At 63.7% G+C, this 22,331-nt stretch carries 29 protein-coding genes; 17 read left to right on the top strand and 12 right to left on the bottom strand.

All coding sequences use genetic code 11. The features are described from left to right. Nucleotides 1-35 precede the first annotated feature (35 nt). The 4 genes from N7E70_RS03745 to dnaQ all read left to right on the top strand — a co-directional run bounded on the left by N7E70_RS03745 (nt 36) and on the right by dnaQ (nt 2,838). Nucleotides 36-635 carry a Maf-like protein gene (locus N7E70_RS03745; protein WP_263005583.1) on the top strand — a complete coding sequence of 200 codons (600 nt, stop codon included), beginning with the start codon at nt 36-38 and terminating at the stop codon, nt 633-635. After that, nucleotides 628-1,467, top strand: a complete 840-nt coding sequence (locus N7E70_RS03740; RefSeq protein ID WP_263005582.1) for a shikimate dehydrogenase — start codon at nt 628-630, stop codon at nt 1,465-1,467. Before N7E70_RS03745 ends, N7E70_RS03740 begins: the two co-directional genes overlap by 8 nt. Then, nucleotides 1,464-2,054, top strand: a complete 591-nt coding sequence (coaE, locus tag N7E70_RS03735) for a dephospho-CoA kinase (RefSeq protein ID WP_263005581.1) — start codon at nt 1,464-1,466, stop codon at nt 2,052-2,054. Before N7E70_RS03740 ends, coaE begins: the two co-directional genes overlap by 4 nt. Before the next feature lie 70 nt (nt 2,055-2,124). Further along, on the top strand, nt 2,125-2,838 hold the full coding sequence (dnaQ, locus tag N7E70_RS03730; protein ID WP_263005580.1) for a DNA polymerase III subunit epsilon: 714 nt from the start codon (nt 2,125-2,127) through the stop codon (nt 2,836-2,838). Between the two features lie 67 nt (nt 2,839-2,905). Here the strand turns inward: dnaQ and secB are convergent, their stop codons facing one another. Together secB and N7E70_RS03720 are read right to left on the bottom strand one after the other, a co-directional pair. Further along, on the bottom strand, nt 2,906-3,400 hold the full coding sequence (secB, locus tag N7E70_RS03725) for a protein-export chaperone SecB (protein ID WP_067955790.1): 495 nt from the start codon (nt 3,398-3,400) through the stop codon (nt 2,906-2,908). Between the two features lie 111 nt (nt 3,401-3,511). Then, on the bottom strand, nt 3,512-3,985 hold the full coding sequence (locus N7E70_RS03720; RefSeq protein ID WP_263005579.1) for an FxsA family protein: 474 nt from the start codon (nt 3,983-3,985) through the stop codon (nt 3,512-3,514). Between the two features lie 217 nt (nt 3,986-4,202). Here N7E70_RS03720 and N7E70_RS03715 point away from each other — a divergent pair, with 217 nt between their 5' ends. The 4 genes from N7E70_RS03715 to N7E70_RS03700 are packed head-to-tail and all read left to right on the top strand — an operon-like array spanning nt 4,203 to nt 6,958. Beyond that, the gene (locus N7E70_RS03715; protein ID WP_067955788.1) at nt 4,203-4,913 is read left to right on the top strand and encodes a Tim44/TimA family putative adaptor protein; all 711 of its coding nucleotides are present in this window, start codon (nt 4,203-4,205) and stop codon (nt 4,911-4,913) included. Nucleotides 4,914-4,935: 22 nt separating this feature from the next. Beyond that, nucleotides 4,936-6,042, top strand: a complete 1,107-nt coding sequence (gene mltA, locus N7E70_RS03710; protein ID WP_263005578.1) for a murein transglycosylase A — start codon at nt 4,936-4,938, stop codon at nt 6,040-6,042. Further along, the gene (locus tag N7E70_RS03705; RefSeq protein ID WP_263005577.1) at nt 6,039-6,587 is read left to right on the top strand and encodes a Smr/MutS family protein; all 549 of its coding nucleotides are present in this window, start codon (nt 6,039-6,041) and stop codon (nt 6,585-6,587) included. The genes mltA and N7E70_RS03705 overlap by 4 nt, the downstream gene beginning before the upstream one ends. Next, a complete protein-coding gene (locus N7E70_RS03700; protein ID WP_263005576.1) occupies nt 6,584-6,958 on the top strand; it encodes a helix-turn-helix domain-containing protein in 375 nt (124 codons plus the stop codon). Before N7E70_RS03705 ends, N7E70_RS03700 begins: the two co-directional genes overlap by 4 nt. A 7-nt stretch (nt 6,959-6,965) precedes the next feature. Here N7E70_RS03700 and N7E70_RS03695 read toward each other — a convergent pair whose 3' ends face one another. The 6 genes from N7E70_RS03695 to hslV form a co-directional block, all read right to left on the bottom strand. Next, on the bottom strand, nt 6,966-7,925 hold the full coding sequence (locus tag N7E70_RS03695) for a DUF1402 family protein (RefSeq protein WP_263005575.1): 960 nt from the start codon (nt 7,923-7,925) through the stop codon (nt 6,966-6,968). Nucleotides 7,926-8,098: 173 nt separating this feature from the next. Next, nucleotides 8,099-9,406 carry an ATP-dependent protease ATPase subunit HslU gene (hslU, locus tag N7E70_RS03690; RefSeq protein ID WP_263005574.1) on the bottom strand — a complete coding sequence of 436 codons (1,308 nt, stop codon included), beginning with the start codon at nt 9,404-9,406 and terminating at the stop codon, nt 8,099-8,101. Between the two features lie 29 nt (nt 9,407-9,435). Further along, entirely contained in the window at nt 9,436-10,497 is a 1,062-nt protein-coding gene (locus N7E70_RS03685) for a hypothetical protein (protein ID WP_263005573.1), read from the bottom strand. Then, nucleotides 10,494-11,000, bottom strand: a complete 507-nt coding sequence (locus N7E70_RS03680) for a GNAT family N-acetyltransferase (RefSeq protein WP_263005572.1) — start codon at nt 10,998-11,000, stop codon at nt 10,494-10,496. Before N7E70_RS03680 ends, N7E70_RS03685 begins: the two co-directional genes overlap by 4 nt. Before the next feature lie 9 nt (nt 11,001-11,009). Continuing rightward, entirely contained in the window at nt 11,010-12,113 is a 1,104-nt protein-coding gene (locus tag N7E70_RS03675; protein ID WP_263005571.1) for a glycosyltransferase, read from the bottom strand. A gap of 2 nt (nt 12,114-12,115) precedes the next feature. Beyond that, nucleotides 12,116-12,664: an ATP-dependent protease subunit HslV gene (hslV, locus tag N7E70_RS03670; protein WP_263005570.1), complete on the bottom strand. Its 549-nt coding sequence runs from the start codon at nt 12,662-12,664 to the stop codon at nt 12,116-12,118. A gap of 192 nt (nt 12,665-12,856) precedes the next feature. Here hslV and hisB point away from each other — a divergent pair, with 192 nt between their 5' ends. From hisB to coaA, 8 genes are read left to right on the top strand one after another with little or no spacing between them, the layout of a single operon-like run. Beyond that, the gene (gene hisB, locus N7E70_RS03665; protein WP_067955771.1) at nt 12,857-13,456 is read left to right on the top strand and encodes an imidazoleglycerol-phosphate dehydratase HisB; all 600 of its coding nucleotides are present in this window, start codon (nt 12,857-12,859) and stop codon (nt 13,454-13,456) included. Between the two features lie 2 nt (nt 13,457-13,458). Then, on the top strand, nt 13,459-13,941 hold the full coding sequence (locus N7E70_RS03660; protein ID WP_263005569.1) for a DUF2628 domain-containing protein: 483 nt from the start codon (nt 13,459-13,461) through the stop codon (nt 13,939-13,941). A 1-nt stretch (nt 13,942) separates the two neighbouring features. Beyond that, nucleotides 13,943-14,593, top strand: a complete 651-nt coding sequence (gene hisH, locus N7E70_RS03655; protein ID WP_263005568.1) for an imidazole glycerol phosphate synthase subunit HisH — start codon at nt 13,943-13,945, stop codon at nt 14,591-14,593. Next, nucleotides 14,590-14,883: a DUF1330 domain-containing protein gene (locus N7E70_RS03650; RefSeq protein WP_263005567.1), complete on the top strand. Its 294-nt coding sequence runs from the start codon at nt 14,590-14,592 to the stop codon at nt 14,881-14,883. Before hisH ends, N7E70_RS03650 begins: the two co-directional genes overlap by 4 nt. Nucleotides 14,884-14,885: 2 nt before the next feature. Beyond that, nucleotides 14,886-15,650 carry a 1-(5-phosphoribosyl)-5-[(5-phosphoribosylamino)methylideneamino]imidazole-4-carboxamide isomerase gene (hisA, locus tag N7E70_RS03645; RefSeq protein WP_263005566.1) on the top strand — a complete coding sequence of 255 codons (765 nt, stop codon included), beginning with the start codon at nt 14,886-14,888 and terminating at the stop codon, nt 15,648-15,650. Continuing rightward, complete coding sequence (gene hisF, locus N7E70_RS03640; RefSeq protein ID WP_263005565.1) at nt 15,647-16,432, top strand: imidazole glycerol phosphate synthase subunit HisF; 786 nt, start codon at nt 15,647-15,649, stop codon at nt 16,430-16,432. Before hisA ends, hisF begins: the two co-directional genes overlap by 4 nt. 19 nt (nt 16,433-16,451) lie before the next feature. Next, nucleotides 16,452-16,778, top strand: coding sequence for a phosphoribosyl-ATP diphosphatase (locus N7E70_RS03635; protein WP_263005564.1), 327 nt, complete (start codon nt 16,452-16,454; stop codon nt 16,776-16,778). Between the two features lie 29 nt (nt 16,779-16,807). Further along, the gene (gene coaA / locus N7E70_RS03630) at nt 16,808-17,770 is read left to right on the top strand and encodes a type I pantothenate kinase (RefSeq protein WP_263005563.1); all 963 of its coding nucleotides are present in this window, start codon (nt 16,808-16,810) and stop codon (nt 17,768-17,770) included. 12 nt (nt 17,771-17,782) lie between these two features. Here the strand turns inward: coaA and N7E70_RS03625 are convergent, their stop codons facing one another. The 4 genes from N7E70_RS03625 to N7E70_RS03610 all read right to left on the bottom strand — a co-directional run bounded on the left by N7E70_RS03625 (nt 17,783) and on the right by N7E70_RS03610 (nt 21,257). Then, nucleotides 17,783-18,406, bottom strand: a complete 624-nt coding sequence (locus N7E70_RS03625) for an alpha-ketoglutarate-dependent dioxygenase AlkB family protein (RefSeq protein ID WP_263005562.1) — start codon at nt 18,404-18,406, stop codon at nt 17,783-17,785. A gap of 99 nt (nt 18,407-18,505) precedes the next feature. After that, a complete protein-coding gene (gene lysM, locus N7E70_RS03620; protein WP_263005561.1) occupies nt 18,506-19,021 on the bottom strand; it encodes a peptidoglycan-binding protein LysM in 516 nt (171 codons plus the stop codon). Between the two features lie 101 nt (nt 19,022-19,122). Then, entirely contained in the window at nt 19,123-19,560 is a 438-nt protein-coding gene (gene arfB / locus N7E70_RS03615) for an alternative ribosome rescue aminoacyl-tRNA hydrolase ArfB (protein WP_192312825.1), read from the bottom strand. Between the two features lie 86 nt (nt 19,561-19,646). Beyond that, on the bottom strand, nt 19,647-21,257 hold the full coding sequence (locus N7E70_RS03610) for a phosphoenolpyruvate carboxykinase (protein ID WP_263005560.1): 1,611 nt from the start codon (nt 21,255-21,257) through the stop codon (nt 19,647-19,649). A gap of 357 nt (nt 21,258-21,614) precedes the next feature. Between N7E70_RS03610 and N7E70_RS03605 the strand changes: the two genes are divergently transcribed. Continuing rightward, nucleotides 21,615-22,316 carry a response regulator transcription factor gene (locus N7E70_RS03605; protein WP_263005589.1) on the top strand — a complete coding sequence of 234 codons (702 nt, stop codon included), beginning with the start codon at nt 21,615-21,617 and terminating at the stop codon, nt 22,314-22,316. Nucleotides 22,317-22,331 lie beyond the last annotated feature (15 nt).

Below are 22,331 nucleotides of genomic sequence, written 5' to 3'. Positions count from 1 at the left end.
ACGCCGCTTGCGCGGTTCGTTTTCAGGCAAAGCCCGTGACCGAAAAACTCATCCTTGCTTCCGGAAGCCCCTTCCGCAAAGCCATGCTCGAAAATGCCGGTGTCCCAGTCGATGCGATCCCGGCTGATCTCGACGAAAGGGCGTTGGAAGCGCCGTTGGCCGAAAGTGGGGCTACTCCCGAGGAGGTAGCCCTGGTCCTGGCCGAAGCCAAGGCAGTGGCGGTCAGCGAGGAGCATCCCGGTCGGCTGGTCCTTGGTTGTGACCAGACGCTGTCGCTCGGCGACGAAGTGTTCCACAAGCCTGACGATATGGAAGGTGCCCGCCGCCATCTGCTCAAGCTGTCCGGCAAGACCCACCGGCTAAACAGCGCCGTGGTCTTGGTGCGCGACGGTGAAACCGTGTGGCGCCATGTGGCGATCGCCTCGCTGACCATGCGTGCTCTCGATCCGGCTTTCATCGGCCGCCACCTCGCCCGCGTCGGCAAGAAGGTGCTGTCAAGCGTCGGCGCCTACCAGATCGAAGGCGAAGGCATCCAACTGTTCGACAAGGTCGAGGGCGACCATTTCACCATTGTCGGCCTGCCGCTGTTGCCGGTGCTCAAGGAACTACGCCAGCTCGGGACCATCGATGGCTGAGTTGAAGGCGTTCGTCTGCGGCCATCCGATCGCGCATTCGCGCTCGCCGAAAATCCACGGCCATTGGCTGAAAAGTTACGGCATCGACGGCAGCTACACCGCGATCGATGTCGCGCCTGGGGATTTTGCAGCTTTCCTCGCTGGGCTTTCCGCGGCCGGATTGCGTGGTGGCAATGTCACCATCCCGCACAAGGAAGCTGCCTTCGCTGCTGTCCAGCGCCGCGATGAAGCCGCCGATCAGATCGGCGCAGTCAATACCGTGTGGCTCGAAGACGGCGTGCTCTGGGGCGGCAACACCGACGCCTATGGATTTGCTGCCAATCTCGACCATCTCGCGCCGGGCTGGGCTTCCAATGGCGACGTCGCCGTGGTCCTGGGCGCCGGCGGCGCTTCGCGGGCGATCATCCACGCGCTCAAGCAGCGCGGTTTCAAAGACATCCATATCGTCAACCGCACCGTGGCGCGTGCGGTGGAACTTGCCGACCAGTTCGGCGACGGCGTCAGCGCGCATCCGCAGGCGGCAACCGCGGAGCTGCTTGGCGATGCGTCGCTGCTGGTCAACACGACGGCACTTGGCATGCACGGCAATGAGGGCCTGCCCGCCGACCCATCCACCCTGCCCGGCCACGCCATCGTCACCGACATCGTCTATGTGCCGCTCGAAACCCCGCTGCTTGCGGCGGCCAGGGCACGCGGACTGAAGACCGTCGACGGGCTCGGCATGCTGCTGCACCAGGCGGTACCGGGTTTCGAACGCTGGTTCGGCCGCCGGCCTGACGTTACTGCTGATTTGCGTGCCCTTGTCGTCGCCGATCTGGACGCCAAGACATGATCGTTCTCGGCCTGACCGGCTCCATCGGCATGGGCAAGTCGACGACGGCGAAAATGTTCGCGGACGCAGGCGTTCCGGTTCACGATTCCGACGAGGCGGTGCATCGGCTCTATGCCGGTGAGGCCGCTCCTTTGATCGAGGCCGCCTTCCCTGGTACTGTGACGGGTGGTGTCGTCGATCGCGCCGAGCTGTCCCGTCAAGTGCTGGGCGACGCGGTGGCGCTGAAGAAGCTCGAAGGCATCATCCATCCGTTGGTCCGCACTGATGCCAACGCCTTCCTCGAGCGCAACCGCGCTGCCGGTGCGCCGCTTGCCGTCCTCGACATCCCGCTTCTGTTCGAGACCAACGGCCGGGGCCGCGTCGACAAGGTGGTGGTCGTCACCGCACCTGCCGATGTGCAGCGAAAGCGCGTTCTGGCGCGCCCTGGGATGACCGAGCAAAAATTCGAAGCGATCCTCGCCAAGCAGATCCCGGACGCCGAAAAGCGCAAGCTTGCCGACTTCATCGTCGACACCGGCAACGGCCTGGAGCCGGCGCGGGCCGCGGTTCAGGCCATCATCGCCGAATTGATGGTGGGAAAGCCCTAGACAGGCGAATCGCCGCACTTGTTCGCCGGCGGCCCGGGAGGGCATGCTGTCGGCCAAGGAGAATCAGCTGTTGCGCGAGATCATTTTCGATACCGAAACCACCGGCCTCGACAACCGCGAGGACCGCGTGATCGAAATCGGCGCGATCGAGATGATCAATCGCTTCCCGACCGGCAACACCTTCCACAAATACATCAACCCGCAGGGGCGCCAGGTCCACCCCGACGCGCAGGACGTGCACGGCATTTCCAACGCCGACCTCGAAGGCAAACCGACCTTCCCCGAGATCATCGACGAATTCCTCGAATTCATCGATGGCGCCAAGCTTGTCGCCCATAACGGCACCTTCGATCTTGGTTTCATCAATGCCGAATTCGCCCGGCTCGACCAACAGGCGATCGAAGCCGATCGCCTGATCGACACGCTGGCGTTGGCCCGCCGCAAGCACCCGATGGGCCCGAATTCGCTCGACGCATTGTGCCGGCGTTATGGCATCGACAACAGCCGCCGCACCAAGCACGGCGCCCTGCTCGACTCCGAGCTTCTGGCCGAAGTCTATATCGAGCTGATCGGCGGCAAGCAGTCGGCGCTGGTGCTCGAGAGTTTTTCGTCGGCCAATGGCGGCGGCAACACCAGGCAGATCGAGATCGTCGTCGCCACGCGCCCCGAGCCGTTGCCGCCGCGTCTGACCGAGGCCGAGCTCGCTGCCCACGACAAGCTTGTCGGCGGCCTTGGCGAAAAGGCCCTCTGGGCCAAGCTGCTTTCACCGGCTGAACCGAACTGATCCCCCACAACGAAAAAGCCCGGCGCTGAGGCCGGGCTTTCGATTGATAACGCTTGAAGGCGCGGTCTTAGCTGACCTTGACCTTGGAAGCGGCCTGTTCCTCGGCGATCTTCTGCTGGAACATCTGGGCGAAATCGATCGGGTCGAGCATCAGCGGCGGGAAGCCGCCGTTGCGGGTCGCTTCGGCGATGATCTGGCGAGCGAACGGGAACAGCAGGCGCGGGCACTCGATGAAGAGCAGCGGCAGCATGTGCTCCTGCGGAAAGCCGTCGATGCGGAACACACCGCCATAGACCAGCTCGACATTGAACAGCACGTCCTTGTCGAAGGCAGCCTTCGCACTCAACGTCAGGTTGACGTCGAACTGCTTGTCCGTCATCGGGTTGGCGTTGACGTTGACGTTGATGTTGATGCCGGGAGCCTTGTCGCGGCCGCGCAGCGAATTCGGAGCGCCGGGGCTTTCGAAGGAGAGATCCTTCACATACTGCGCCAGCACGTTGAGCGTGGGCTGCTGTGCATTACCGTTGCCGTTGGCGCCTTCGGGCGCTTCATTCGTGGCCATTAGCCCATGTCCTCTTGGCTTGGCCGCGACGCGGCCCGGATTGGAATCCGCGGTTCGCTAGCACGCTCGGCATGCCAAGACAAGGTTTTGCCGGCGTTGGAAGCCGCTCGACTACTCGTCGCGGATCGAGCGCCACGGCGAATTCGGGTTCGGCTGGCGCGTGAAGTCGTCCTTGTCGAGGTCGATGGTCTTGCCGCCGGCCGGGCCGCCACGGCGAGCAAAGCCGCCGAAATCGGTGCTGAAGCGCACCCGCTTGCTGAGGAAGCGCCAGGCCAGCGCCCGCACCGGCGGCAGGAACAGCAGGATGCCGATGATGTCGCTGATGAAGCCGGGGATCAGCAGAAGGATGCCGGCAAGCACGATCATCGCGCCATTGGCCAGTTCCTTGGACGGATCGCGGCCGGCGTCCATTTCCTTGCGGATCCGGGTCATGACGCCGAAACCCTGGACGCGGAGCAGGATCGAGCCGACGATGCCGCTGAGCAGGATAAGACCAATGGTCGCAAGCACGCCGATTTCGCTGCCGACCACCACAAAGCCGGCAATCTCGAGCAAAGGCAGGGCAAGGAGCAGGAGGGGCAGCATGAAGGGCGTCGTTCCGTTCCGGTTAGAGTTGACGTGACAGCCAGATGCAGTCACAGGCATAGTGCATACATCTTTAGATAGGGTGCTGCGCCTTTAATTTGAATGATCGGCGCATGCGTTCTATATGCAAAGGCTACGGGCGCGGCACCGATGCGGCGCCGGCGAATGGCACATAAGCTGGCTTCGGCCGCGAACAAGGGACGGATCGGCGGAAGATATGGAATTCTTCGATTTCGGCACGATTTTCTTTCTGATCGCAGCGGTGGTGATCTTTTTCCAGCTGCGCAACGTGCTTGGACGCCGTACGGGCAATGAACGTCCACCCTTCGATCCCTACACCGCGGCCCGCAGCAAGCCGCAGGACGCCAATGGCAAGCCGGAGAACGTCGTGTCGCTGCCGCAGCGCAAACGCGCTCCGGGCGAGGCAGCCGACGAAGCCTATGTCGCCATCGACGCTTTCGCCAAGCCGGGCACCGAGCTGAACAAGGGGCTGCGCGCCATCAAGGACGCAGATGCCTCGTTCGAGCCCAAGGGCTTCGTCGACGGCGCCAAGATGGCCTATGAGATGATCGTCATGGCTTATGCCGACGGCGACCGCAAAACGCTGAAGAACCTGCTGTCGCGTGAAGTCTTCGACGGCTTCGTCGCAGCTATCGCCGACCGCGAGGGCCGCTCGGAGAAGATCCAATCCTCCTTCGTCGGCATCGACAAGGCAGACATCGTCTCGGCCGAGATGAAGGGTGGCGAGGCTCATGTTACGCTGCGCATCGTCTCGGAGCTGATTTCGGCGACCCGCGACAAGGCCGGCGAGGTCATCGACGGCGATCCGGAAACGGTGGCCGAGGTCAAGGACGTCTGGACGTTTGCCCGCGACACCCGCTCGCGTGACCCGAACTGGAAGCTCGTCGCGACCGAGGAAGAAGACTGATCGCGCGTGGCGGGCGAAGCCCGTGTTGCTCTCGCCCGCATTCACCCAGGTCGGCTTTGGCGAGCTGCCCGGCTGGCATGACGATGACCAGCTGGCCGCCTTCGAGGCCTTTCGCCGTTCTGCCTTCCATGCACTGACCAAACCCTACCGCAGCGGCGCGCTCGGCGTCGCGTTTGACGCTTTTGGCCCCGCTTATGCGGAGGCCCGCGAAAGACCGGCCGTCAATCCCGCTGACGCCCGTGCGTTCTTCGAACGTCACTTCCAGCCTGCCCTCGTCGCACCCAAAGGAAGCGACCATGGCCTGGTTACCGGCTTTTACGAACCAGACGTCGAGGCGTCCCTTGTTCGCACCGACGCGTTTGCCGTGCCGCTTTTGTCGCGCCCGGCCGATCTTGTCGATGTCGACGACAGCAATCGCCCTGCCGGCATGGACCCTTACCTCGCCTTTGCCAGGCAGACCGTCGACGGCCTCGTCGAGTATTTCGACCGCCCCGCGATCGAACAGGGCGCCCTAGACGGCCAGGGCCTGGAGATCGCCTGGGTCGCCGATCCGGTTGATGCCTTCTTCGTCCATGTCCAGGGCGCCGCGCGGCTGAATATGACCGACGGGTCGCTGCGGCGCGTGACCTATGCCGCCAAATCCGGCCAGCGTTTCACCGGCCCAGGCGGAATTCTCGCCAGGATCGGCGAAATTCCGCTCGAAAAGGTGACGATGCAGTCGATCCGGGCCTGGTTCAAAGCCAATCCCGATCGTGTCGACGAGATCCTGTGGCAGAACCGGTCCTACATCTTCTTCCGGCACGCCGAAGTCGAGGATCCGGCACTTGGTCCCATCGCCGCGGCGAAAGTCCCGCTGACGCCGGGCCGGTCGGTCGCCGTCGATCGTCTGCTGCACACCTTCGGCACGCCTTTCTACATCGCCGCCCCCGGCCTGACTGCGTTTGACGGCAAGCCGTTTGCAAGGCTGATGATCGCGCAAGACACCGGTTCGGCGATCACCGGCCCGGCGCGTGGCGACCTGTTTGCCGGTTCCGGCTTCGAGGCGGGCGAGATCGCCGGCGTCGTCCGCAACGACGCCGATTTCTTTGCACTTCTGCCGAAAACCCTGCTCGCCGGGGGCCAGCCATGAGCACGCGCCGCGACCGCAAGCTCAGCGATGAAGAACGTGTGCTGTGGAACGTCATCGCCCGCACCACCTCGCCGCTCAAGGGCAAGAGAGCGGTTGAAATCCCCGAGGTTGCCAAGGTCGAGGCACCGAAGGCCGAGGCCATGCCGGCAAAAATCGCCGCCGAGCTGCCTGCGCCGGCGCCAGCCAAGGCGCCGAAACGGCAGTATGTCGCGCACTCGCTCGACGTTCCGACACGCGACAAGCTTTCCAAGGGCCGCCTGCCGATCGAGGGTCGGGTCGATCTCCACGGCATGACCCAGGATGAGGCCTATTCGCTGCTCTATGCCTTCCTGAGCCGCGCGCATGCCGGTGGGCTGCGCTATGTGCTGGTCATTACGGGCAAGGGCAATTCGAAGGGCGGCGACGGCGTTCTCAAGCGCATGGTGCCGGCCTGGCTCGATACCGCGCCTTTCCGCATGCTGGTTTCGAGCCAGGATCATGCCGAGCGCCACCATGGCGGCTCCGGCGCGCTCTACATCAGGATCAGGCGGAGGCTTGGCGCATGACGCCGCTGGGCGAACGCATCCGCGAACTCAGGCGCGAGCGCGGCGTCAGTCAGAAGGATATGGCAGCCAGCATTGGCGTCAGCGCCGCCTATCTCTCGGCGCTCGAGCATGGCCATCGCGGCGTGCCGACCTGGGCGATGATCCAGAAAATCATCGGCTACTTCAACGTCATCTGGGACGATGCCGAGGAGCTGCAGAAGCTGGCCGAGGGCTCGCATCCGCGGGTCGTCGTCGATACCGCGGGATTGTCGGCAGCAGCGACAGAGCTTGCCAACCTGATGGCCGCGGCGATCGACGAGCTGAACGATGTCGAGCTCGCCGCGCTGAACGCCCAGGTCCGCGAAGCGATCGCGCGCAAGAAGCGCAGGTAAGCTTTTCCTAAAACAGCGCCTGGAGTTCGGTGAGGCGGTCGTTGACCAGCCAGCCGTAGTAGTTTTCTTCCGGAACCTTGGCAGGTTCACCAGCCGCCTGGCGCCGCTCGTTCTCGGCCTTCAGCGCGTAGGCGCGGGCCTCAGGACTGCCGACATTGTAGAGCGTCGCCGTCAGCCCCGGATTCTGCGAAATGTCGAAGCCGGCGATGTTTCTGTAGGCGTCGATCGACGTCTTCAGCGTCGCGGCGACGTAAGGCAGCGTCAGGTCGGGATCCATGATCGTCTTGTAGACGGCGTTCGGATCTTTCTCGTCGAGCCTGGGCAGGCCGGAGACCTTGTGGACCTCGTCGCTCATCTGCAGTGCGGTCAGCGGGTTAAGCTGGCCGATGCCGAAGGTCTGGCCAGCGTAAAAGGGCTGGAAGAAGGTGGCGCTGAAGCGGTCATTGGGAAAGCTGGTGCCGCCGACGGTCTTGCCGCGGAAATTCTGGTTCCAGACGCGCTCGCGGCATTCCCACAGATCGTAGCTGCCCGACTTGCTGGCGCAATCGGCGAATTCCGGCCGTTTGATGAAGTCGGAGATGTCCTCGCCTTCATAGGCGAAGCGCAGCTTGCTGGAGAGATAGGAGACTGCCTTGACGTAATAGGTCTGCAGCCGGTCATAGGCGTCGACATTGTAGGTATGCTCGCCGACGATGGCGCCGACGATATGCATCGGGTCGATGCCGTAGGCCCGCGCCACGGTCTTGATCTTGCCGCGCAGTTCGGCGTCGTTCTGCAGCAGCGCATAGACCTTGCGGTATTTGGCATCGAAGGTGGTCTTGCCGGCCTTGGTGCGCTTGGACGAGGCACCCGGCACGTCGGGCTGTTCGGCGTTCACGTTGCCGGCCGCCACGACTGTTGTCGCCGATGCTTGAGGAGCGGCGAAAGCCGCCGCCAGAAGAAATGCCGAGAAAAATACGCGTTTCATGTGCTGCTGTTTGCCCAAGCTTTGTCAGGGCAAACTAGGAAATGCCCTCGGCTTAGTCGAGGATATTGTCTCCGGTGTCAGGCGAAAGCTGGCCGGATGGAACCATTCGGCCACATCTTCCGCAGCTGCCGCAAGGAATGGCCGGCCCGTATCCCGAGCCGGCCGAACCAGGCCTAGAGGATGAAGCGCGACAGGTCGGTGTTCCTCGAGAGGTCGCCGACATGCTTCTGCACATAGGCGGCGTCGATCTTCACCGTCGTGCCGTTGCGATCCGGCGCGTCGTAGGAGATCTCGTCGAGCACGCGCTCCATCACCGTCTGCAGGCGCCGCGCGCCGATGTTCTCGACGCTGGCGTTGAGGTCGACGGCGATGCCGGCGAGCGCATCGATGGCGTCGTCGGTGAACTCGAGGTTGACGCCTTCGGTCTCCATCAACGCGATGTACTGCTTGATCAGGCTGGCTTCCGTCTCCGTCAGGATGCGGCGGAAGTCGTCCTTCTCCAGCGCACGGAGCTCGACACGGATCGGCAGGCGGCCCTGCAGTTCCGGCAGAAGGTCCGAGGGCTTGGAGACGTGGAAGGCACCCGAGGCGATGAACAGGATGTGGTCGGTCTTCACCTGGCCATACTTGGTCGCCACCGTCGTGCCTTCGACGAGCGGCAGCAGGTCACGCTGCACGCCTTCGCGCGACGGGCCGCCATGGACGTCGCCGCGCGCGATCTTGTCGATCTCGTCGAGGAAGACGATGCCTTCGTTCTCTGTCACTTCCAGCGCCCGGCGAACCACCTCGTCCTGGTCGAGAAGCTTGTCGGACTCATCGCCGATCAGCAGCGCGTAGGATTCCTTGACGGTGGTCTTGCGCGACTTGGTGCGCTGGCCGCCCATCGCCTTCTGCAGCATGTCGTTGATGTTGAGCACGCCGATGTTGCCGCCGGGCATGCCGGGAATGTCGAAGCCGGGCATGCCGCCATTGCCGGCGTCGGCGACCTGGACCTCGATTTCCTTGTCGTCGAGTTCGCCGTCGCGCAGCTTCTTGCGGAACGAGTCGCGGGTGGCCGGGCTGGCGGTCTTGCCGACGAGGGCCTCAAGCACGCGTTCTTCGGCGTTGACGTGGGCGCGTGCCTTGACGTCCTCGCGCATCTTTTCGCGCACCAGGCCGATGGCGATTTCGACGAGGTCGCGGATGATCTGCTCGACGTCGCGGCCGACATAACCGACCTCGGTGAACTTGGTGGCTTCGACCTTGACGAAGGGCGCGCCGGCCAGCTTGGCGAGGCGGCGCGAGATTTCGGTCTTGCCGACGCCGGTCGGTCCGATCATCAGGATATTCTTGGGCATGACCTCTTCGCGCATCTGGCCTTCCAGCTGCTGCCGGCGCCAGCGGTTGCGCAGGGCAATCGCCACGGCGCGCTTGGCGTCCTTCTGGCCGATGATGAAGCGGTCGAGTTCGGAAACGATCTCACGGGGGGAGAATGTGGACATGTCGATACTCTCGAATACTCAGTTGGGGCTTATGTATGGGCTGGAAGCCGGCGCGCAAGGGCACCGGGCAGCAGTGACAGAAGGGCACGCCGCAGCGTATGCCAGCCGGCGCTGAGCAGCAGCACCAGCGCACCAAGCACCAGCATGGTCAGCGGCACGACGCTGTCCGACAGCCCTGCCTTCACGGCCAGTGCGCCAAAGGCGAAGCCGGCATAAGACAAGCCGGAAACGAGGATGGCGCGCCTGTCGACGACGAGCGCGACAAACGCCAGCCCGACGAAGATAGCAAGGATGCTCCAGGCCGATAGGACGTCAGAACCGGACTCTCCGACGAGCCCGCTGATCAGCGGATGCACGATCAGCGGCGCCGCCAACATGTGCAGCCAGAAGGCTATGTCGGTACGACGTGTTTGGCGCTGCGGATCGCTCAGGTCGAAGCGCATCGCGAGCGTGAAAACGGCCAGGCCGCAGGCCAGCAGCAATGGCTTGGCCGCCTGCTCGGCGAAGTCGGGCGCCAGCATGAACAGCAGGCCGACGGCAGAGGCGACGAGGGCGGCTACGCCGGCCGCGATCGTGACCGGCACCCGGAAACGCCTGTAGTGCAATGCGGTGGCTGCAGCGGTCACAAGTCCGGCGATGACGATCGGCAGGCCGCCATGGTTGCCGAGCCCTATCCCAAAGCTGAGGCTGGGGTTGAAGGCTTCCGCGACCGTGAAAAACAGCGCCCCGGCATAGACAAGAAGCAACACGATGCTGGGCAGCGCCATGCGCTGCCGGCGGGTGAAGTATTCGGCCAGAAGCCAGCTTGCCACGGCGATGACGGCGAACATGCCGGCATTGCCGAGTGCGTCGCCGGAGAAGTAGCCGAGGGCGCCGAGGAAAAGCCCGAGGCCAATGGTCACGAAGATGTCGGAGAAGCCGCTGATGAAGCGGAACTTTTCGTCGTCATGCGGTTCCGCCTCCCTCAGCTGTGCCCTGGCCTGTTCCAGCTCGCGCAGGCCTTGCGCCTGTTCGGCCGTCACCAATCCGCTCTCGACCGCTGTTCGCAGCACATCCGGCGATATGGCGAGCATTTCCTGCGCACTGCTCATGCGTCGAAATCCTCCTCGTCGGCATCGCGCGCCATCATCAGCGCCGGACCATATTCGGAGGTCCGCGTGTCGAACGCCACAAAGCCGGCCTTCTCATAGGCCCGGATCGCCCGCTTGTTGTCGGGGTGCGGGTCAATGATCACGCGTGGCACGCCCTCCTCGAACAGCTCCTCGACGAACTGGGCGAGGATCGCCGAGCCATGGCCCTTGCCGACCAATTCAGGCACGCCGATCGTCAAGTCGACGCCGAGCGTGCCGAAAGGCTGGTCCTGGTAAGGATGGTCGTCCTCCATGTGCGGGTCGTAGCTCTGGAGGTAGCCGATCGGCTTTCCGTCCAGTTCGATGATCAGCGGCTCGACCGAGATGCTGTCGATGTGTTCCTTGATCTCAGCGATCTCGGTCTCCGGATCGTCCCACCATTCGGCGACATGCGGCTCGGCCAGCCACTTGGCAAGCATAGGCAGGTCGTCCAGCTCGACGGATCGGAATGTGTAGGACGGCATTCAATCTCCTCACTTCCATGCATTCGCCTGGTGGAGAAGCAGCCAGGCAAGAAAACTCGCCTGCACGACCTGCAGGACGACAAGCGCGCCGAGCCAGCATTTCAAGCGCCGCTCGTGTCTGCGACGCTTCCTTCCGTCAGCAAAACCCATGTCGTCCTGACGCAATTTTGCGGCATCCGGCCCCATCCACGAGGCGATGTTGGTTTCGGCCGTGGCCAGGCGTGCGCGCCAATCACGCACCAGCGCGACATGCTCGACGGGCGTCAGCCGCTCTGTCCAGAGCTCGTCGAGTGGGGCGAGCACCGGGTCGCGCGGCGAAACGGGAGCGGGCAGCCAGGGCTTCGCGGGCGTGTAGTGCACGATCCTGAGCGCCTGGTCCCGGGCCTGCGCGCGCACGAGCGCATGGGCGCGCAGGAAGTTGAACCCCTGCGGCAACTGCCGCCAGTTGGGAAAGAAGGCGTTAAGGATGCCCTGATCGCCGTCCCCTACCGAAAGCTCCGGCAGCCGCTGGAAGAGCCCGCGACTGATTTCGGCGGATGGCGTGAAGGCGAAGACACCCGCGTTAAAGGCGGGTGTCTCGTAGTTGATGAAGAGATCGGGCACCGCTGCGAAGTCCTCACCGTCGAAGAGATCGTCGATGGGCTGGAGCACGAGGCAGTCTGCGTCGATGAAGACGACGCGCGCCGGTCGGGTCAGCGAAAAGACCCATAACTTGCTGAGCGTTACCGCGAGATGCTGCGCATCGGCGGGGAAGGTGTGGCCGAGGCGCAGCAATGGGGGCACCTCGAGGAATGCCACGTCGTCGGCCTCGACATCGGGCACGAAATTGCCCTGCGTGAGGATAAGAACGGGGACGTCGCTGACCGTCCGCAGCGAACGAACGAGCGCGGACAGGCCCTTTGCGAAGTCCGGCGTGGCGAGCGTTACGAACAGCCTGTCGTAGCCGCGGCTGGCGAGCCACCCGGCGACCATCGCATCGATCGCTTGCCCAACCCGCTCGCATGCCGCGAAGTTACGGTCGTCGACCGGCGCAAGATCTAACCGGCCAGGCAGTCGCAGCGCCCTGCGCCGCGGAGGCAGGGCTGCGCCCGCGGAACAGGTTACGCCGCTCATGCTCATGCCACATCGAGCGTCTCAACCACGAAGCTGTGGTTGGTGTAGACGCAGATGTCGGCGGCGATCTGCATCGCCTTGCGGGCGATTTCCTCGGCGTCCTTGTCGGTGTCCATCAGTGCACGCGCCGCAGCGAGCGCGTAATTGCCGCCCGAGCCGATGGCCATGACGCCGAATTCCGGCTCCAGCACGTCACCGGTGCCGGTCAGCGCCAGCGACACGTTCTTGTCGGCCACCAGCATCATCGCCTCGAGGCGGCGCAGATAGCGGTCGGTGCGCCAGTCCTTGGCGAGCTCGACACAGGCGCGAGTCAGTTGGTCGGGATACTGCTCGAGCTTGGCTTCGAGCCTTTCGAGAAGCGTGAAGGCGTCGGCGGTGGCGCCGGCAAAACCGGCGATTACATTGCCCTTGCCGAGACGGCGGACCTTGCGGGCATTGCCCTTCATGATGGTCTGGCCGAGGCTGACCTGGCCGTCGCCGGCGATGACCACCTTGTTGCCCTTGCGCACGGTCACGATGGTCGTGGCGTGCATGCTCTGTTCATTGGACATATGTTGCTCCGATGGCGCGCGGCCCCTCAATGGCGGCTTGCGCGTTACGAGTGGAAGTTGGCGTCTTATGTATGACGCGGCGCAAGGATTGCAAATCGTCACGCCGCATCACGAAATGCCCTTTCGCGGCGATTGGCAACCGGCCGAACATGCTGTTATTAGCATCTCGTTTTTGAGGACAAGGATCCGCCAATGGCCCCCCGTTCCGCCGAAGTCAGCCGCAAGACCAAGGAAACCGAGATTTCGGTTTCGGTCCATGTCGACGGCACCGGCCGTTCGGAAATGGCCACCGGCGTCGGTTTCTTCGACCATATGCTCGACCAGCTCTCCAGGCATTCGCTGATCGACATGAAGGTTTCGGCCAAGGGTGATCTGCATATCGACGATCACCACACCGTCGAGGATTGCGGCATCGCCATCGGCCAGGCCCTTTCCAAAGCGCTCGGCGACCGCCGCGGCATCATGCGTTATGCCTCGATCGACCTCGCCATGGACGAGACGCTGACGCGCGCCGCCATCGACGTGTCGGGCCGCCCGTTCCTGGTCTGGAACGTCAATTTCTCGGCGCCCAAGATCGGCACCTTCGACACCGAGCTGGTGCGCGAATTCTTCCAGGCGCTGGCGCAGAACGCCGGCATCACGCTGCACGTCACCAACCATTACGGCGCCAACAACCATCACATCGCCGAAACCTGCTTCAAGGCCGTGGCGCGCGCGCTGCGCATGGCCCTTGAAAGCGATCCGCGCCAGCCTGACGCAGTACCCTCGACCAAGGGCAGCCTGAAGGGATAGCCATGGCCATCCATGTCGTCATGGAGCCGCCTGCCTCGGCAGGAAAAAACGCCTCGGAAGGCGCCGTCTTCGTCCGCGACGGCTTCTATTTCTTCGGCTTCATCGCTCCGCTTTTGTGGATGCTGTGGCATCGGCTCTGGGTGCTTGCGGCACTGACCTTCGCGGTCACGCTTGCCCTCGGCGCTGTCGGCGAGTGGACCGAGCTGATCGCAGCCGTGCCGCTGCTGTCGCTGCTCATCTCGCTTTATGTCGGCCTCGAAGGCGGTGCGCTCAGGGTCGCCGCCCTGCGTCGCGCCGGCTGGCGCCAATGGGGCGTGATCGAGGCCGACACCATCGAGGACGCCGAAATGCGCTACCTCTATGCCGCCGACGACGTGACAGAAGAGCCACAGCCGGCTGCCGTCGCCATCTCCCCAACCGCATCGCCGCGCCCGCAAACCTCGGGTGCAGCACTCGGCCTCCTGCACTATCCCGGAAGAAACTGACATGCGCGTCGCCATCATCGACTACGGTTCGGGCAATCTGCGCTCGGCAACCAAGGCCTTCGAACGTGCCGCTCGCGAAGCCGGCATCGCGGCCGAGATAGAGCTGACCGCCGATGCCGACCGCGTGCGTTCGGCAGACCGCATCGTGCTTCCCGGCGTTGGTGCCTATGCCGATTGCGCTCGTGGCCTGCGCGCCGTCGACGGCATGTGGGAAGCGGTCGAGGAGGTCGCCATCCGCAAGGCGCATCCCTTCCTCGGTATCTGCGTCGGCATGCAGCTGATGTCCGAGCGCGGGTTGGAAAAGACCGTCACCGAAGGCTTCGGCTGGATCGCGGGTGACGTCAAGGAGATCACGCCAACCGACCCGACGCTCAAGATCCCGCAGATCGGCTGGAACACGATTCACGTGAAACACGACCATCCGGTGTTCAAGGATATCGCCACCGGGCCGCAAGGGCTGCACGCCTATTTCGTGCACTCCTACCATCTCGATGCCAGCCGCGAAAAAGAAGTGCTGGCCACGACCGACTATGGCGGCCGGGTCACTGCGGCGGTCGCGCGCGACAATCTTGTCGGCACTCAGTTTCATCCCGAAAAGAGCCAGGCGCTTGGCCTTGGGCTTATTGCCAATTTCCTGAGGTGGAAGCCATGACGACCAAGAAGGCCTACTGGATGGCGATGATCGAGATTACCGATCCTGAGGCCTATCCGGCCTACGTCGCCGCCAACCTTGCCGCGATCGCGCCCTATGGCGCCAAGCTTCTGGTGCGCGGCGGCCAGTACGACCAGCCCGAAGGCCCGACCGGCAACCGCCACGTCCTGGTCGAGTTCGAATCCTACGAGCAGGCGATCGCCTGCTACCACTCCCCCGCTTACCAGGAGGTGGTGAAGCTTCGCCACGCCGCCTCCGTCGGCAAGTTCGTCATCGTCGAAGGCGTCTGAGCATGATCCTTTTCCCCGCCATCGACCTCAAGGACGGCCAGTGCGTGCGCCTCAAGCTCGGCGACATGGACCAGGCAACCGTCTACAACGACGACCCCGGCGCCCAGGCCAAAGCCTTCGAGGACCAAGGTTTCGATTGGCTGCACGTGGTCGACCTCAACGGCGCCTTCGCCGGTGAGAGCGTCAATGGTTCGGCCGTCGAGGCGATCCTCAAGGCGACGAAGAACCCGGTCCAGCTCGGCGGCGGCATCCGTTCGCTCGCCCATATCGAGAGCTGGCTCTCCAAGGGCCTTGCCCGCGTCATCCTCGGCACTGTCGCCGTGCGCGATCCCGAGCTGGTCAAGGAAGCCTGCAAAAAGTTCCCCGGCAAGGTTGCCGTCGGCATTGACGCCAAGGGCGGCAAGGTTGCCGTAGAGGGCTGGGCCGAGGCGTCCAGCCTGGGTGTCGTCGAACTGGCGAAGAAGTTCGAAGGTGCCGGCGTCGCCGCCATCATCTACACCGACATCGACCGCGACGGCGTTTTGGCCGGCATCAACTGGGATTCGACCATCGACCTCGCCGAGGCCGTCTCGATCCCGGTCATCGCCTCGGGCGGTCTCGCCTCGCTGGCCGATATCGTCCGCATGACCATGCCCGACGCCAGGAAGCTCGAAGGTGCCATCTCCGGCCGCGCGCTGTATGACGGCCGAATCGACCCGGCCCAGGCGCTGGCCATTCTGCGCGGCACGCTCAAGCCCGAGCCGGGCCTTTTCGAGGAACGGAAATGACCCTTAAAGCTCGCGTTATTCCGTGTCTGGACGTGAAAGACGGCCGCGTCGTCAAGGGCGTCAACTTCGTCGACCTGATCGATGCCGGTGATCCGGTCGAGGCTGCCAAGGCTTATGACGCCGCCGGCGCCGACGAACTCTGTTTCCTCGATATTACCGCCTCATCCGACAACCGCGAGACCATCTTCGACGTCATCGCCCGCACTGCCGAGCAGTGCTTCATGCCGCTGACCGTCGGCGGCGGCGTGCGCCAGGTTGCCGACATCCGCAAGCTGCTGCTCGCCGGCGCCGACAAGGTGTCGATCAACACGGCGGCTGTGAAGAACCCGTCCTTTGTCGCCGAGGCCGCCGACAAGTTCGGCAACCAGTGCATCGTCGTCGCCATCGACGCCAAGAAGGTATCGCAGGCCAACGAGACTGATCGCTGGGAGATCTTCACCCATGGCGGACGCGAGCGCACCGGCATCGACGCCGTCGAGTTTGCCCGCAAGGTCGTCGACCTCGGCGCCGGCGAGATCCTGCTCACCTCGATGGACCGCGACGGCACCAAGATCGGCTATGACATTGCGCTGACACGCGCGGTGGCGGATGCGGTGCGTGCGCCGGTCATCGCCTCGGGCGGCGTCGGCAACCTCGACCACATGGTCGCGGGCATCCGCGACGGCCACGCCACGGCCGTGCTCGCCGCCTCGATCTTCCACTTCGGCACCTACACCATTGCCGAGGCCAAGGCGCACATGGCAAAAGCGGGCTTGCCGATGCGGCTGGACCCCAATGGCTGACCTTTTTGCCGAGGCGAAGATGAGCGCATTCTCCCTTTCCGACCTGGAAAAGATCGTCGCCGAGCGTGCCCGCTCGGGCGATGCCAATTCATGGACCGCCAAGCTCTACCAGTCGGGCATGGAACGTGCGGCCAAGAAGCTTGGCGAAGAGGCGGTCGAAACGGTCATCGCCGCGGTCAAGGGCGATGACGCCGGGCTCGTTTCGGAAAGTGCCGATCTCCTCTATCATTGGCTCGTCGTGCTGGCCGTCGCCGGCATTCCGATGGCGGAGGTGATGGCCGAACTGGAGCGGCGCACCTCGCAGTCCGGAATTGCCGAAAAGGCCTCGCGCAAGAACCAAGGCTGACTTTGGTCGGCCGCCGCAGGGAACAGTCGATGGATCAGCTCGCACCGACGGACAAATACTCCCCCTACTGGTTCTTCTCCGCCGAGCATTGGGCGGGCTTTGGCGCCGACATGTCGATGACGCTGACCGCCGACGAGGTCCAGCGGCTGAGTTCGATGTACGAGCCGATCGACCTCGACGAGGTCAGGCGCATCTATCTGTCGCTATCGCGACTGCTCTCGGCCCATGTCGAGACCAGCCAGCAGCTGTTCCGCCAACGCCAGCGCTTCTTCAACTCGGAGAAGAAGGGCACTAAGACGCCCTTCATCATCGGCATGGCCGGCTCGGTTGCAGTCGGCAAGTCGACGACGGCACGTATCCTGAAAGAGCTGCTGACCCGCTGGCCGTCGAGCCCGAAGGTCGACCTCGTGACGACGGACGGCTTCCTGCATCCCAACGAGGTGCTGCGCCGCGACAATCTGATGGAGCGCAAGGGTTTTCCCGACAGCTACGATGTCGGCGCCCTGCTGCGTTTCCTCTCGGCGATCAAGTCGGGCCAGCCCAATGTCCGCGCTCCTGTCTACTCGCACCTGACCTATGACGTGATGCCCGGCGAATTCGTCACCGTCGACCGGCCGGACATCCTGATCTTCGAGGGCATCAACGTGCTGCAGCCGCGCGAACTGCCCAAGGATGGCAAGTTCGTGCCCTTCGTCTCCGATTTCTTCGATTTCTCGATCTATATCGACGCCGACGAACAGATCATCCACGAGTGGTACATCGACCGCTTCATGCGGCTGCGCGAAACCGCCTTTCGCAATCCACAATCCTTCTTCCATCGTTATTCGCAGCTGTCGGAAGATGCCGCACGTGCCATCGCCGAGGGGCTCTGGGCCAACATCAACCTGAAGAACCTGCGCGAGAACATCCTGCCGACGCGTCCGCGCGCCGACCTGATCCTGAAGAAGGGCGCCGGCCACCTGGTCGAGGAAGTGGCGATCCGCAAGCTTTGAGAGTTCGGCCGCTTACGCCGCAGCCGGCTTGGTCACGCGTCTTAGCGTCAGGTTGATACGACCACCCTGCTTCAGCAGCGCCGAGGTCATCGGATAGATGCGGTCGACGCCGTGGAAGGCCAACCGCCCCTCCCCGCCAAGCACCACCACGTCGCCGCTTTCCAGTCGGAACGATACCGTCCTGTCGTCGCGCCTGCTACCGCCGACCCGAAACAGGCAGGCATCTCCCAGCGACACCGAGACGACAGGCGCGTCGAATTCTTTTTCGTCGCGATCCTGGTGCAGGCCCATCTTGGCCGCGTCGGTGTAGAAATTGACGAGACAGGCTTCCGGCGGATGCGGGTAGCCCGAAACCTCGCGCCACAGCGCAAGCAAGGTCTCGGGGATCGGCGGCCATGGATCGCCCATTACCGGATGCTCAGGCTGGTAGCGATAGCCACGCTCCTTGTCGGTGACCCAGCCGAGCGAACCGCAATTGGTCATGCGCACGCTCATTTCCTTGCCGGTCCTGGGCATGGCGGGCGTGTAGAGCGGCGCTGCCTTCACCACCTCACGGATGCTTTCGACCAATCCTTCCTGCACCTCGCGGGTGAGAAAGCCTGGCATGTGGCGGACGCCTTTGGGCAATACGAGCACGTCTAAGCTGCCTTGTTCGATCTGGCCGTCCAGAATGCCAGCTGAAACGCAAAACGGCGACCCGAAAGCCGCCGTTCGCATGAACCGAGTGTCTTCGGCTCAGGCCGTCGCGATATCGGGGATACGCAGCACCTGGCCGGGATAGATCTTGTCGGGGTGCGTCAGCATCGGTTTGTTGGCCTCGAAGATGACGGTGTATTTCGACGCCTTGCCCTTGCCGTACTGAGCTTCGGCGATCTTCGACAGATTGTCGCCCTTCTTGACGGTGTAGAACACCGGCGCCTTGGCTGGCGTCGAAGCCTTGACCAGCTCGGTCATGTCGACATTGCCGTCGAGCTTGAGGCCGGAGTCCGGCGCCACGACCTTGAGCTCGTCGGCCTGCACCTTGGACACGCCAAGCGTGTTGCCGACGGCGATGACCGCTTTTTCGAAGATCGACTGATCCTTGACCACGCCGGTCAGCACGGCAGTGTCGCCCTTGACCACGACCTGCACGTTGTCGGTACCGAGCTTGTGCGAATCGAGCTCCTTCTTCAGCGTCTCCGCTGATGGTGCCTCGTCGTCCCCGAAGCCAAGCTTCTTGCCGACATTCTTGACGAAATCGAACATGCCCATTCGTGGTCTCCCTTGCTATGGCAGTCGCCGAAACTTGGCATCTGCGGGACCAAATTGGAAGCGGCAACCGAAGGCTGTGTTTCCGCGGTCAGACGCAGGCCCTAGTCGCCGTCGACCCGCCCGCGCAGCTTCTTGACCGTCGAGCGGCCGGACTTGGTTTTCAGCCTGCGTTCGACCGAACCCTTGGTCGGTTTGGTCTTCTTGCGTGGCGGCGGTGGCGGCTCGGCCGCCTTGGCGACAAGCGCGGTGAGCCGGGCGCGCGCATCGGCGCGGTTCTGCTCCTGCGTCCGGTAGCGCCCGGCTTCGATGACGATGACGCCGTCCTTGGTCGCCTTCTGCCCGGCGAGCTTGATTGTGCGTTCGCGCACGCGCTCGGGCAGCCCCGGTGCGTTGGCGGCGTCGAAGCGCAGCTGCACGGCTGTCGCCACCTTGTTGACGTTCTGGCCACCCGGCCCCGAGGAGCGGATGAAGTTCTCCTCGAGGTCATCGGGATGGATGACCACGTCATTGGCGATGAAAATCTTGTCGTCGGCGCTCATGCGTGAAGTCATGCCGTGCCTTTGCGCAAAAGAAAAGGCCCGGCGCTTGGCCGGGCCTTTCGATGTTTGTTCGGTCGATGCCAGCGTTACTCGGCGGCTTCGCGCACCTGCGGTGCTGCACCCAGAACGGAAGCGTCGACATGGCTTTCGAACTTGCCGAAATTGTCGACGAACATCGACACCAGCTTCTTGGCCTGGCGGTCATAGGCAGCGCCGTCGGCCCAGGTCGAACGCGGGTCGAGGATCTTGCTGTCGACGCCCGGCACCGAGACCGGAACGGCGAAGCCGAAATTCGCATCGGTGCGGAACTCGACCGCGTTCAGAGAGCCGTCGAGTGCTGCCGACAGCAGCGCGCGCGTTGCCTTGATCGGCATGCGCGAGCCGGTGCCATAAGCGCCGCCGGTCCAGCCGGTGTTGACGAGCCAGCAGTCGACATTGTGCTCGGCGATCAGCTGGCGCAGCAGGTTGCCGTATTCCGAGGGGTGGCGCGGCATGAAGGGCGCGCCAAAGCAGGTCGAGAAGGTCGCTTCCGGCTCGGTCACGCCACGCTCGGTGCCGGCGACCTTGGCCGTGTAGCCCGACAGGAAGTGATACATCGCCTGCGCCGGGGTCAGCTTGGCGATGGGCGGCATCACGCCGAAGGCATCGGCCGTCAGCATGATGATGTTCTTCGGGTGGCTGGCCTGGCCGGTGGCGCTGGCATTCGGGATGAAGTCGAGCGGATAGGCGCAGCGGGTGTTTTCGGTGCGCGAGCCGTCGTCGAAGTCGGGAACGCGATTCTCGTCCAGAACCACGTTCTCGAGCACGGTGCCGAAACGCTGGGTGGTGGCGAAGATTTCCGGTTCGGCCTCTGCCGACAGGCGGATGGTCTTGGCGTAGCAGCCGCCCTCGAAGTTGAAGATACCGTCCGGGCCCCAGCCATGCTCGTCGTCGCCGATCAGCGTGCGCTTGGGGTCGGCCGACAGCGTCGTCTTGCCGGTGCCCGACAGGCCGAAGAACACGGCGGCGTCGCCGTCGGGGCCTTCATTGGCCGAGCAGTGCATCGGCATCACGCCCTTGGTCGGCAAGAGGTAGTTGAGCGCGGTGAACACCGACTTCTTCATCTCGCCGGCATAGGCCGTGCCGCCGATCAGCACGATCATGCGGGTCAGGTCGACGGCGATCACCGTCTCGGTGCGGGTGCCGTGGCGGGCCGGGTCGGCGCGGAAGGACGGCAGGTCGATGATCGTCATTTCGGGTACGAAGGTCGCAAGCTCTGCCGCCGTCGGACGGATCAGCAGGTTGCGGATGAACATCGAGTGCCAGGCGAATTCGGTGACGACGCGCGTCGGCAGGCAGAGCGAGCGGTCGGCGCCGCCGATCAGGTCCTGGACATAGAGGTCCTTGTCGGCCGCCTGGGCCAGGAAATCGGCGTGCAGCGCGTCGAATTGGGCGCGGCTGATCGGCTTGTTGTTGTCCCACCAGACATGGGCTTCGGTGTTTTCGTCGCGCACGACGAACTTGTCCTTGGGCGAACGGCCGGTGTGCTGGCCAGTCTCGGCGACCAGCGCGCCATGGGCGGTCAGCTTCGCCTCGCCGCGGCGAATGGCTTCTTCGGTGAGAAATGCAGCGCCAAAGTTGTAACGGACGGTGCCCGACGTTTTGAGCCCTGCCGTTTCGATCCCGCAGGCGGGATTTCGCTTACCGGTTTCGGTCATTTAGTGAAGCCTCGTAGCTTTGACGCTGTGTCCGGTCATCGGGCCGGACGCCGCTGTCCCAACGGGACTGAGGCAGGCTGAAACAGAAAAGATCAGCGATATCAAATCATTAATCGATTTAAAAATTTTGAAATTTGTCTAAATCGTTTAAAAGGTGTGCAAGCGCCCGCCGGTCCACACAAGATCGGCAGTTTTTTGTTCGAGCTTTGGCGCCGCCGCCCCATATAAGGCGAGCACAAGGCATGGCGGTTGCGCTCCCCTCGAACGGAGGCTATGCCACATTTTGTACCTAATTTGTCCTGCACAAGCCCTGCTCTAAGCAGGAAGGGACACCCGCTCATGAGGGAGCCGCTGGAAATGGCAACGATCGCGCTTGTCGACGACGACCGCAACATTTTGACGTCGGTTTCGATCGCACTCGAGTCCGAGGGCTATCGCGTCGAGACCTATACGGATGGTGCGTCTGCGCTCGAAGGGCTGGCCGCGCGTCCGCCGAACCTCGCCATCCTCGACATCAAGATGCCGCGCATGGATGGTATGGAACTGTTGCGCCGGCTGCGCCAGAAGACTGACCTGCCGGTCATCTTCCTGACCTCCAAGGATGACGAAATCGACGAACTCTTCGGCCTCAAGATGGGCGCCGACGATTTCATCCGCAAGCCGTTCTCGCAGCGCCTGCTGGTCGAGCGCGTCCGCGCGGTGCTGCGCCGGGCAAGCGCCCGCGAGGCGGCGACCAAGGCGCCGGCGCAGCAGGCTCGCTCGCTCGAGCGCGGCCAACTGGTGATGGACCAGGAGCGCCACACCTGTACCTGGAAGGGCGAGCCGGTCGTGCTCACCGTCACCGAATTCCTGATCCTGCACTCGCTGGCGCAGCGCCCGGGCGTGGTCAAGAGCCGCGACGCTCTGATGGATTCGGCTTATGATGAGCAGGTCTATGTCGACGACCGCACCATCGACAGCCACATCAAGCGCCTGCGCAAGAAGTTCAAGGCTGTCGACGACGACTTCGAGATGATCGAAACCCTCTACGGTGTCGGCTACAGATTCCGCGAAGCGTGATATCGGCGAGGGCTG

It is taken from the genome of Aminobacter sp. NyZ550 (genome assembly GCF_025628925.2).
Lineage (GTDB): Bacteria > Pseudomonadota > Alphaproteobacteria > Rhizobiales > Rhizobiaceae > Aminobacter > Aminobacter ciceronei.
This window is presented reverse-complemented; position numbering and strand designations above follow the sequence as displayed.